This is a genomic window from Streptomyces sp. WAC 04229, assembly GCF_003947455.1.
Taxonomy (GTDB): Bacteria; Actinomycetota; Actinomycetes; order Streptomycetales; family Streptomycetaceae; genus Streptomyces.
This window is the reverse complement of sequence record NZ_QHJH01000230.1, coordinates 1-10904: the sequence shown is the minus strand read 5'-3', so window position 1 is coordinate 10904 and position 10904 is coordinate 1. Positions and strand designations below refer to the sequence as shown.

7 protein-coding genes are annotated in these 10904 nt (G+C 72.6%); 2 read left to right on the top strand and 5 right to left on the bottom strand.

Going from position 1 to position 10904, the window contains the following annotated elements; all coding sequences use genetic code 11:
* Positions 1-63: 63 nt before the first annotated feature.
* Positions 64-1362 (bottom strand): aminotransferase class III-fold pyridoxal phosphate-dependent enzyme, encoded by a 1299-nt coding sequence (locus DMH12_RS34150; RefSeq protein WP_125495222.1) that lies wholly within the window; start codon positions 1360-1362, stop codon positions 64-66.
* 296 nt (positions 1363-1658) lie between these two features.
* Between DMH12_RS34150 and DMH12_RS34145 the strand changes: the two genes are divergently transcribed.
* Both DMH12_RS34145 and DMH12_RS34140 read left to right on the top strand, forming a co-directional pair.
* A complete protein-coding gene (locus tag DMH12_RS34145) occupies positions 1659-2885 on the top strand; it encodes a serine protease (RefSeq protein WP_125495221.1) in 1227 nt (408 codons plus the stop codon).
* Positions 2886-2950: 65 nt separating this feature from the next.
* The gene (locus DMH12_RS34140) at positions 2951-4168 is read left to right on the top strand and encodes a serine protease (RefSeq protein ID WP_125495220.1); all 1218 of its coding nucleotides are present in this window, start codon (positions 2951-2953) and stop codon (positions 4166-4168) included.
* Positions 4169-4280: 112 nt separating this feature from the next.
* Here the strand turns inward: DMH12_RS34140 and hflX are convergent, their stop codons facing one another.
* The 4 genes from hflX to dapF form a co-directional block, all read right to left on the bottom strand.
* The gene (hflX, locus tag DMH12_RS34135; protein ID WP_125495219.1) at positions 4281-5774 is read right to left on the bottom strand and encodes a GTPase HflX; all 1494 of its coding nucleotides are present in this window, start codon (positions 5772-5774) and stop codon (positions 4281-4283) included.
* A gap of 146 nt (positions 5775-5920) precedes the next feature.
* Positions 5921-7513 (bottom strand): M1 family metallopeptidase, encoded by a 1593-nt coding sequence (locus DMH12_RS34130; RefSeq protein WP_260474443.1) that lies wholly within the window; start codon positions 7511-7513, stop codon positions 5921-5923.
* Positions 7514-7587: 74 nt separating this feature from the next.
* On the bottom strand, positions 7588-9750 hold the full coding sequence (locus tag DMH12_RS34125) for a bifunctional (p)ppGpp synthetase/guanosine-3',5'-bis(diphosphate) 3'-pyrophosphohydrolase (protein WP_125495218.1): 2163 nt from the start codon (positions 9748-9750) through the stop codon (positions 7588-7590).
* 216 nt (positions 9751-9966) lie between these two features.
* Positions 9967-10851 carry a diaminopimelate epimerase gene (gene dapF, locus DMH12_RS34120; RefSeq protein ID WP_125495217.1) on the bottom strand — a complete coding sequence of 295 codons (885 nt, stop codon included), beginning with the start codon at positions 10849-10851 and terminating at the stop codon, positions 9967-9969.
* Between the last annotated feature and the right edge of the window lie 53 nt (positions 10852-10904).

The following is a 10904-nucleotide window of genomic DNA, read 5'->3' as shown; positions in this document are numbered from 1 at the left end:
GGTGGGGGTGGTGTGCAACGCGGTCCTCGTGACGTACGGGAGTGGGGGCGGACGGTCTCGGTCTCAGCGCGCCTCGCGCGGCCGGCGGGGTGGGCCGTGGTCGCCGCGGCCCCGTTCCACCGCCTGCACGGCGTCGGCGAGGCGCTCCAGGACCGCCGAGGTCTGCTCCTCGGTGACGATCAAGGGCGGCAGCAGTCGCACGACGTTCCTGGCCGGACCGGTCAGGTCCACGATCAACCCCCGACGCAGACACTCCCGTTGCACGTCGGCGGCGAGTTCACGCGCTGTGTCGCGGCACCCGCGGCGGCCAGGTGCCTCGCACGCACCGCCCGGAGCCGTCAGTTCCATGCCGATCATCAGTCCGCGCCCGCGCACGGTCCCGACGCACGCGAACTCCTCGGCCAAGACGCGCAGTCGGGACAGTATCCGGCCGCCCAGGGCGGCGGCGTGCGCGGCGAGGCGGTGCTCGCGGACGTGGGCGAGCGTCGCCGCGCCCGCGGCCAGGGCGAGTTGGTTGCCGCGGAAGGCGGCGGCACCCGGTCCGGGGGCGTGTCCGCCGTCCAGGTCGGCCCGGTGGACCACCGCGGCCAGCGGCAGGCTGCCACCGATCGCCCGGGAGAGGACCAGCACGTCGGGGGTTACTCCGCTGTGCTCCACCGCCCAGAAGACGCCGGTCCGGCCGACGCCCGTCTCGGTCTCGTCGGCGATGAGCGGCACGGACCCTTCGGCCGTGAGCCGCCGCAGGTCGCGCAGCCAGGGGTCGGGGACGGGCAGGACGCCGTCCTCGCAACGCACCGGTTCGAGGAGCACTCCGGCGGGCGGTTCACCGGCGTCGGCCGGGCAGCATGCCGTGGCGTCCGCCGCGTGGTGGGCGCCCGTGAGGGTGACGACGCGGGTCCGGCCGGTGACGGCGCGGACGAGGGCGACCGCGGTGGCGACCGGGTCGGTTCCGCCCGGTCCGCAGAAGCGCACGCGCGCGTGGTCGGCGAGGCCGAGCGGCAGGGTGCGCAGCAGTTCGGTCACGAAGGCGTCTTCGACGGGGGTGGTGAGGCCCGTGACCTGCAAGGGGGCGCCCGAGTCGAGAACCCTGCGGATCGCCTCCAGCACGACGGGATGGTTGTGCCCGAGGGCCAGGGACCCCGCTCCCGAGGCACAGTCGAGGTAGCGGCGGCCGTCGGCGTCCTCGATGGTCAGCCCCCGGGCCCGCACGGGCACCACCGGCAGGGCGCGCGCGTAGGTACGCGCCGCGGTCTCGCGCGCCCGCTGACGCCTCGGAGCGCCCTCGCCCCCGCCCACGGGCCGGGCACACGAGCGCACGGCGCTCCCGCCGCCGACGGCGCTCACCTCGTACGCGGAACCCATCACGGCCTCCCCCACCTCCCGCTGTCCGGACGTGATCCGTCGACGGCGGACCCCCACCGCTAGCAACCGCGGCGCGTGCCGGGGGTTACGGGTTGCCCGAAGATCCTTGCCGGCCGGGCGGCTGTGTCCGAACCGTTGCCGTTCCGTCGGAACTCCCCCACAGGCGGCGCATAGTGTGTGGTCCCGTTCCAGGTCGCCGCCGCTCCGCGGAGTTCGGGAGGTCCGGGAGACCGGGCCGGGGCAGCGGAGCGACCGGCGCGGCACCACGTTCGTTCACAGCAGGGGGAGTCGACACCATGCGATCCATACGTCCGTCGTTCAGCATGCGCGGAAAGGGGCGCGGACGGCGCGGGAGCACCTCCGCGGCCGCCGTGGCGCTCGTCTCGGCGCTCGCGCTCACCGCCACGGCGTGCGAGTCCGGGGACCCGGAGGCGGGCGGCAACGCCTCCGCCTCCGCGACGGCGGCGGAGGACGGCAACGGCGGGATCCGGATCCCGGACCACATCAAGGACAAGCTCAAGGAACACGGGATCGACGTCGACGACTGGAAGAACGGCGCCTGGCGGGACTGGAGCAAGGACGACTGGCTGCGCGAGGCGCAGGACTACGTCAACCCGATCATCGCGGGCCTGTGGGACCCGGACCGCATGCGGGACGCCGAGGAGCCGGGCAAGGAGGTCGACGACAACGACCTCTCGGGTGACCAGGGCGTCACCGACCCGGAGCCGGCGCCCGTCGAGGCGCGGGCCGTCGAGCCCAAGTACCACGACAACGCCGCCACCGCGGGCAAGGTGCTCTTCGACTCCCCCCAGGGCTCGATGGTCTGCTCGGCGACTGTGGTGGAGGACCCGGCCAACCCCGGCAAGTCCAACCTGGTCTGGACGGCGGGCCACTGTGTGCACGCCGGCAAGAAGGGCGGCTGGTACCGCAACATCGCCTTCGTGCCGTCGTACAACGACGCCGGAAAGTCGGCCGAGCAACTGCAGAACGCCACCAAGGAGGAGGTCGCTCCGTACGGTGTCTGGTGGGGCGACTGGGCGCAGACCTCGGACCAGTGGATCGAGCAGGGCGGTGCGACGGGCGGCGACGGGGCCCCGTACGACTACGCCGTCATCCATGTGACGCCGGAGAAGGGCAGCGGCGGCAAGTCGCTGGAGGAGACGGTCGGCGCGGCGCTGCCGGTGGACTTCGGCGCGCCCGCGGTGCCCGAGGTCGAGAGCATCGAGGCGACCGGCTACCCGGCCGCGCCGCCGTACGACGGCCAGAAGCTGTACCAGTGCCAGGACAAGCCCGGGCGGCTGTCCCTCAACGCCGCCGACCCGACGATGTACCGCATCGGCTGCACCATGACCGGCGGCTCGTCCGGCGGCGGCTGGGTCGCGACCGGCTCCGACGGCAAGCCGGCGCTGGTGTCCAACACCTCGATCGGCCCGGTGACGGCGGGCTGGCTGGCCGGTCCGCGGCTGGACAAGGGCGCCAAGGGCGTGCTCGACGCGGTGAGCGGCAAGTTCGCCGGCCAGTGAGCACGGCCCGTACACCGCGCTGAATCAAGTTCACTCCACACACGTCCAACGGGGGTCGTCCCAGCATGCGTTCCACACCCAGGTCCGCCGCGCCACGGCGCGCGCGGCGCACCGCACTCGCCGCCGCCGGTCTCGTCACCGCGCTGACGCTCACCGCCACCGCCTGCGGCGGCTCGGAGCAGGACGAGGCCGCCGCCAAGCCCGGCGGTGGCACCTCGCAGGCCGCCGACGCCGGTGACACCGGTGGTGGCGAGGGCGGTCTGCCCGCAGGTGTCGCGGACCGGCTCAAGGAGCAGGGCATCGACGTCGACCGGTGGAAGGACGGCGGCTGGAAGAACTGGGACAGGGACAAGTGGCTCACCGAGGCCAAGGACTTCGTCAACCCGGTGATCGAGGGCCTGTGGAAGCCTGACCGGATGAAGTCCGCGAAGGAGGCCGACAAGACGGTCACCACCAAGGACGCGTCCGCCGACCAGGGCGCCACCGACCCCGAGCCGGCCCCGGTGGAGGCCGTCGCCGAGAAGACGCCGTACCACGACAACGCCGCCCCGGTGGGCAAGGTCTTCTTCGACTCCCCCGAGGGCTCGATGGTCTGCTCGGGCACCGTCGTCAAGGACGTCAACCACCCGGGCAAGTCCAACCTGGTGTGGACGGCGGGTCACTGCGTGCACGCCGGCGGCAGCGGCGGCTGGTACCGCAACATCGCCTTCGTGCCGTCCTACAACGACCTCGGCAAGTCCGAGCCGCAGCTTGCCGACGCGACCACCACCGAGATGGCGCCGTACGGCACCTGGTGGGCGAACTGGGCGTCGACCTCGAACCAGTGGATCCAGGGTGGTTCGGGGAACGGCGGCGACGGGGCCGCGTACGACTACTCCGTGCTGCACGTGCAGCCCGAGCAGGGGAGCAAGTCCCTGGAGGAGACGGTCGGTGCCGCGCTGGAGGTGGACTTCTCCGCCCCCTCCGCGACCGAGGTTCCCAGCATGGGTGCCTGGGGCTACCCGGCCGCGGCGCCGTACAACGGGCTGAAGATGTTCAAGTGCCTCGACCGGCCCGGCCGGCTGTCGCTGAGCCCGTCGCTGCCGACGATGTACCGCATCGGCTGCACCATGACCGGCGGTTCGTCGGGCGGCGGCTGGTTCCGGGTGGTGGACGGCGAGACCAAGCTGGTCTCGAACACCTCGATCGGCCCGCTGGAGAACACCTGGCTGGCGGGCCCGCAACTGGGCCCGGAGGCCCGGGCGATGTACCAGAACATGAGCGAGACGTACGGCGGCCAGTGACCACGCGGTCTGCCGGGGGCTCCTGCTCCCGGCAGACCGAAGGCCCGCCTCCGCGATGTGCGGGGGCGGGCCTTCTTCGCGCTCGCGGCGCTCGTGCGCTGGGGCGCTCGGGTCAGAGCGCGGGCGCCGGAGCGTACGGCGTCAGTTCCGCCGCCAGCTCCTCGTGCACCCGCACCTTGAGCAGGGTGCCCTCCGCGGTGTGCTCCTCGGAGATCACCTCGCCCTCGTCATGGGCGCGGGCGACCAGCTTGCCGTGGGTGTACGGCACGAGCGCCTCGATCTCGACCGAGGGACGCGGCAGCTCGTTGTCGATCAGGGCGAGCAGCTGGTCGATGTTCCGGCCGGTGCGTGCCGAGACGGCGATGGCCCGCTTCTCGACCCGCAGCAGCCGCTGCAGCACCAGCGGGTCGGCCATGTCGGCCTTGTTGACCACGACGATCTCGGGTACGTCGGTGGCGCCGACGTCCCGGATCACCTCGCGCACGGCGGCCAGCTGCTCCTCCGGGGCCGGGTGCGAACCGTCGACCACGTGGAGGATCAGGTCGGAGTCGCCGACCTCCTCCATCGTGGAGCGGAACGCCTCGACCAGGTGGTGCGGCAGATGCCGGACGAAGCCGACGGTGTCGGCCAGCGTGTACAGCCGGCCGCTCGGCGTCTCCGCGCGGCGCACGGTCGGGTCCAGGGTGGCGAACAGGGCGTTCTCCACCAGCACGCCCGCGCCCGTGAGGCGGTTGAGCAGCGAGGACTTGCCGGCGTTGGTGTAGCCCGCGATGGCGACGGAGGGGACCTTGTGGCGCTTGCGCTCCTGGCGCTTGATCTCGCGGCCGGTCTTCATCTCCGCGATCTCCCGGCGCATCTTCGCCATCTTCTCGCGGATCCGGCGCCGGTCCGTCTCGATCTTGGTCTCACCGGGGCCACGGGTGGCGAGGCCGCCGCCCTTGCCGCCGCCCATCTGACGGGACAGCGACTGACCCCAGCCGCGCAGCCTGGGCAGCATGTACTGCATCTGCGCGAGCGCCACCTGCGCCTTGCCCTCTCGGGACTTGGCGTGCTGGGCGAAGATGTCCAGGATCAGGGCCGTACGGTCGATGACCTTGACCTTGACGACGTCCTCGAGGTGGATCAGCTGTCCGGGGCTCAGCTCACCGTCGCAGATGACGGTGTCGGCGCCGGTGTCGAGGACGACGTCGCGCAGCTCCTCGGCCTTGCCGGAGCCGATGTAGGTCGCGGCGTCGGGCTTGTCGCGGCGCTGGACCACGCCGTCGAGCACGAGGGCGCCGGCGGTCTCGGCGAGGGCGGCCAGCTCGGCGAGCGAGTTCTCCGCGTCCTGCACGGTGCCCGAGGTCCACACGCCGACGAGGACGACCCGCTCCAGGCGGAGCTGGCGGTACTCGACCTCGGTGACGTCCTCGAGCTCGGTGGACAGTCCGACGACGCGGCGCAGGGCCGCGCGGTCGGAGCGGTCGAACTGCTCACCGTCCCACTGCGAGCCGGTCTCGTGGTTCCAGGCGACGTCCTCTTCCATCAGGGCATCGGCCCGGAGGCCCTCGGGATAGGTCTGCGCGAGACGCTTGGTGTCCTGGGAGGGAGAAGAAGAGGAGGTCATTGGATCCTTACGTAGCTGGGAAGGGAATCGCGCGGCACTTCGGCTGCGACATTCTGCACAACGCACGAGCCGCCGGGGAGATTCCCGCGGCCCGTACCGCGCCGTCCCGAAGATGGTCGCACGGCACGGGCCGTCTCGTCACCGGCTTATTCGCCGTGTGCCTTATGGGATCCGTGTGCCTTTTGGGACCCGTGTGCCTTTTGGGACCCGTGTGCCTTCTGGGACGAGGGCGCCTTGGCGGCGGCCGTCGGCTTCCAGTCCGGGTGGCCTGGCATCGGCGGGGTCTTCTCGGCGTAGAGCCAGCCCTGGAAGAAGGCGCCGAGGTCGCGGCCGGAGATCTCGGAGGCGAGCCGGACGAAGTCCGCGGTGGTGGCGTTGGCGTCCCGGTGGCGGTCGACCCAGACGGACTCCAGGCGCTCGAAGGCGGTCCGGCCGATCTCCTGGCGCAGCGCGTAGAGCACCAGCGCGGCACCGTCGTAGACGTTGGCGCGGAAGATGCCGGTCTTGCTGCCGGAGGCGGGCGGCTTGGGGGCGGCCGGGGGCCCTCCCTTGGCGCGCCAGCCGTCGGAGGCGCCGTAGGCGGCCTTCATGCGAGCCGCCATGGGCTTGTCCGCGGTCTCCTCCGCGTACAGCGCCTCGTACCAGGTGGCGTGCCCCTCGTTGAGCCACAGGTCGGACCAGGTGCCCGGGCTGACGCTGTTGCCGAACCACTGGTGGGCCAGCTCGTGGACCATGATCGACTCGACGTACCACGCGGGGTAGCCGGGCTCCGTGAACAGTTCGCGCTCGAAGAGGGAGAGCGTCTGGGTCTCCAGCTCGAAGCCGGTGGTGGCGTCGGCCATGAGCAGGCCGTACGTCTCGAAGGGGTAGCGCCCGACCTTCTTCTCCATCCAGGCGATCTGGTCCGGCGTCTTCCGCAGCCACGGTTCGAGCGCCGCGCGGTGCTCGGTCGGGACGACGTCCCGTACCGGCAGTCCGTGCGGGCCGGTGCGGTGCAGCACCGTGGAGCGGCCGATGGACACCTGGGCCAGCTCGGTCGCCATGGGGTGCCGGGTCCGGTAGGTCCAGGTGGTCGAGGAGCCGGTGCGGTCGACGCCCGCCGGGAGCCCGTTGGCGACGGCGGTGAGCCCGTCGGGCGCGGTGACGCGGAAGGTGAAGCGCGCCTTGTCGGAGGGGTGGTCGTTGCAGGGGAAGACCAGGTGGGCGACGTCGGCCTGGTTGGCCATGGCGAGGCCGTCGGCGGTGCGCACCCAGCCGCCCGGGCGGTCCTCGGCGTACACGGGATCGCTGCTGTGCCGCACGGTGATCCGCGTCCACTCGCCCTCGTCCAGGGCGTCCGCGGGTGTGACGACCAGGTCCTCGCCGGCCGTGGCGAAGTCCGCGGGCTCGCCGTCGACCTCGACGGAGTCGACCTTGCCGTGGGCGAAGTCGAGGTTGACCCGGTCCAGGTCGGCAGTGGTCCGGGCGTCGATGATGGTGACGGCCTTCAGTGGCTTGGTGTTGCTGCCCGAGTAGGTGAAGGAGAGGTCGTACGCCGCGACGTCGTAGCCGGGGTTTCCCAGGTGCGGGTAGAGGCGGTCGCCGACGCCGAGCGGGGCCGGCGGGGCACTCGCGGCGACCAGGCAGACGGAGACCGCGGACGCGAGCAGCGCCGCCGCCCTGAGCCGAAGGCGGGAGCGTACGCGGGACCCTGGACGCGGAGACCGAGAGGCGTGAGGGGTATGAGGGGTGTGCGGCATCCCTCACGGCTATCAGCGCGCGCGTGCCCCGCGGCGACGGCGCGCGCCCGGGGCACCCGAACGGGTACGTCCGCTCAGGCCCCGGTGGGCTGCGGCTGGGACCTGCTGACGTCGTACACCCCGGCCACGTCGCGCATCGCGCGCATCAGGGCGGGCAGCCGGGCCGCGTCCGGGAGCAGCACCGTGTAGGTGTGGCGGACCCGCTGGCGGTCCGGGGGCTCGACGGTCGCCGAGACGATCTCGGCGCCCTCGAGAGCCATGGCCTCGGTGAGGTCGGCCAGGAGGTGCGGGCGGCCGAACGATTCGGCGAGCAGCGTGACCCGGCACTCGGTGCTGTCGCCCCAGCGCACATCGACCTCGGGGCGCCCGGCGCTCGTCATGCGGGCCACGGCGGGGCACTCCGCGCGGTGCACGGTCACCACTCCCCCGCGGACGGCGAAGCCGGTGACCCGGTCCGGCGGCACGGGTGTGCAACAGCCGGCCAGGCGTACGGTCGCGCCCGGCAGGTCGACCAGTACGTCGGGGGAACCGGCTCCGGAGCCGGGGCGGACCTCCGGCGCGTCGGCCGCAGGTCGGGAGGCGGGCGCCGGGGCGTCGTCGGCCGGGTCGGCGGACGTGGGCGCCGGACGTGCGGCGAGGCGGCGCCGGATGGCGATCCGCGCGGCGGGCGTGTGGGCGTGCTCCAGCCAGTCGCCGGCGGGCTCGGAGGCGGGGTCCTGGCCCATCAGGAGCTGCACGCCGTCGCCGTCGCGCAGCACCGTGCTCATGGTGGCCAGGCGGCCGTTCACCCGGGCGCCCATGCAGGCGTGCGCGTCCTCGCCGTACTGGGCGTAGGCGGCGTCGACGCAGGTGGCGCCCTCGGGGAGGCCGAGGGTTCCGCCGTCGGGGCGGAAGACGGTGATCTCGCGGTCCTGGGCGAGGTCCTCGCGCAGGGTGGACCAGAAGGTGTCGGGGTCGGGTGCGCCGCGCTGCCAGTCGAGCAGCCGGGAGAGCCAGCCGGGGCGCGTCGGGTCGGCGCGTTCGCCGTCGCCCGCCGTCTGCTCCTCCGGAGGCGTGGCGTACGGGTTGCCGAGCGCGACGACGCCCGCTTCGGCGACCTTGTGCATCTGGTGGGTGCGGATGAGGACTTCGACGACCTGGCCGTCCTGCGCGCGGGCCACCGCGGTGTGCAGCGACTGGTACAGGTTGAACTTCGGGACGGCGATGAAGTCCTTGAACTCCGAGACGACGGGCGTCATGCAGGTGTGCAGTTCGCCCAGGACTGCGTAACAGTCGGCGTCCTCCTGCACGAGCACCAGGAGGCGGCCGAAGTCGGCGCCGCGAAGCGGATCGCGTTTGCGGGAGACGCGGTGCAGGGAGACGAAGTGGCGGGGCCGGATGAGGACTTCGGCGTTGATGTCGGCCTCGCGCAGCACCTTGCGGACGTCCTCGGCGACCTCGGCCAGCGGGTCGTCCGCGCGGGCGGCGTTCTCGTCGACCAGCTTGCGTGTGTGCTCGTACTCCTCGGGGTGCATGACCGCGAAGACCAGGTCCTCCAGCTCGGACTTGAGCGCCTGGACGCCGAGCCGTTCGGCGAGCGGGATGAGTACGTCCCGGGTCACCTTGGCGATGCGCTCCTGTTTCTCGCGGCGCATCACGCCGAGGGTGCGCATGTTGTGCAGCCGGTCGGCGAGTTTGATCGACATCACGCGGACGTCGTTGCCGGTGGCGAGGAGCATCTTGCGAAAGGTCTCGGGCTCGGCGGCGGCGCCGTAGTCGACCTTCTCCAGCTTGGTGACCCCGTCGACGAGGTAGCGCACCTCGGCGCCGAACTCCTCGCCGACCTGATCGAGCGTCACGTCGGTGTCCTCGACGGTGTCGTGCAGGAGCGAGGCGGTCAGGGTGGTGGTCTCCGCGCCGAGTTCGGCGAGGATCAGGGTCACCGCGAGGGGGTGGGTGATGTACGGCTCGCCGCTCTTGCGCATCTGGCCGCGGTGCGAGGACTCGGCCAGCACGTAGGCGCGGCGCAGCGGGTCGAGGTCGGCCTCGGGGTGGTGGGCCCGGTGGGCCTCGACGACGTGACCGATGGCGTCGGGCAGCCGGCCGCGGGCGGTGGAGCCGAGCAGCGCGGCGCGGCCGAGACGGCGCAGATCGATCCGGGGGCGGGCCTTTCTGCGGGCCGCCGGGGGCGCGACGGGACCGACGCTCGCGGGCGTCACGGGGCCGGGGCTCGCTGGATTCACGGCCTCCGCGTTCATGGGCACCTCCGGCTGCGTAAACCGGCGGACGGGGTATCCCAGGGCGGACACGGCTCAGGGGATGGTGTCGGTCCCCCGTCCGGGCCGGTGCTTGATGCTATCGAGCCCACCACGTGCGGCCGACCGCCTCTCGCCGAGCGTGAAACGGATCACCCATTCGAGCGATGGACCGAGGGTTTACGTTTTCGTACTGAGTGTCATGGACCGGGCTGTGGTTCACCCGGCCGCCGTGGTGGCGAGTACCCCTTCCAGCCATGCGGAGTCGAACTCTCCCTCCGCGACGATCACTGCCGGACCGGTCATCTCGATCTCGCCGTCGGGGCGCTCGGTGATCACCAGGGTGCCGCCGGGCAGGTCGACGGTGTAGGTCGCCGGGGTGCCGGTGACCGCCGGGTCGGTGCCGTCCCTGCGCGCGGTGGCGACGGCGACGGCACACGCGCCCGTGCCGCAGGATCGGGTCTCCCCGGAGCCGCGCTCGTGCACCCGCATCGCGACGTGGCGGGGGCCGCGGTCGACGACGAACTCGACGTTGACCCCGTCCGGGTAGGCGGCGGCCGGCCCGACGGGCGGCGCGGTGTACAGGTCGCCCGCGTGGTCGAGGTCGGCGACGAAGGCGACCGCGTGCGGGTTGCCCATGTTCACGTTCCGCGCGGGCCACTGGCGCTCGCCGACGCTCACCTCGACGTCGCCCTCGGGGAGCAGCGCGCGGCCCATGCCGACGGTGACGTCACCGTTCTTGGCGAGGTGCACGGTCTTCACGCCCCCGCGCGTGGCGACGGCGAGGTCGCCCTCGGTGACGTGCCCGGCGCGCTGGAGGTAGCGCGCGAAGACCCGCACGCCGTTGCCGCACATCTCCGCCACCGAGCCGTCGCCGTTGCGGTAGTCCATGAACCACTCCGCCTCGCCCGCCATGTCCCGGGCGTCGGGGTGCGCCGCGGACCGCACCACGTGCAGGAGTCCGTCACCGCCGATGCCCGCGCGGCGGTCGCACAGGGCGGCGACGGCGGCGGGGGGCAGATGGACGGTGTTCTGCGGGTCCGGGACGATCACGAAGTCGTTCTCGGTGCCGTGACCCTTGAGGAAGGCGATCCGCGTGCTCATTCCTCGATCGTACGGGTTGGGTACGACGAGCCGGGGGCGGGAGCGCGGGAGGG

Coding starts and splice junctions, on each gene's coding strand:
- DMH12_RS34125 (WP_125495218.1), bottom strand. CDS start 9,750: ATGAACGCGGAGGCCGTGAATCCAGCGAGCCCCGGCCCCGTGACGCCC.
- DMH12_RS34130 (WP_260474443.1), bottom strand. CDS start 7,513: ATGCCGCACACCCCTCATACCCCTCACGCCTCTCGGTCTCCGCGTCCA.
- hflX (WP_125495219.1), bottom strand. CDS start 5,774: ATGACCTCCTCTTCTTCTCCCTCCCAGGACACCAAGCGTCTCGCGCAG.
- dapF (WP_125495217.1), bottom strand. CDS start 10,851: ATGAGCACGCGGATCGCCTTCCTCAAGGGTCACGGCACCGAGAACGAC.
- DMH12_RS34150 (WP_125495222.1), bottom strand. CDS start 1,362: ATGGGTTCCGCGTACGAGGTGAGCGCCGTCGGCGGCGGGAGCGCCGTG.
- DMH12_RS34145 (WP_125495221.1), top strand. CDS start 1,659: ATGCGATCCATACGTCCGTCGTTCAGCATGCGCGGAAAGGGGCGCGGA.
- DMH12_RS34140 (WP_125495220.1), top strand. CDS start 2,951: ATGCGTTCCACACCCAGGTCCGCCGCGCCACGGCGCGCGCGGCGCACC.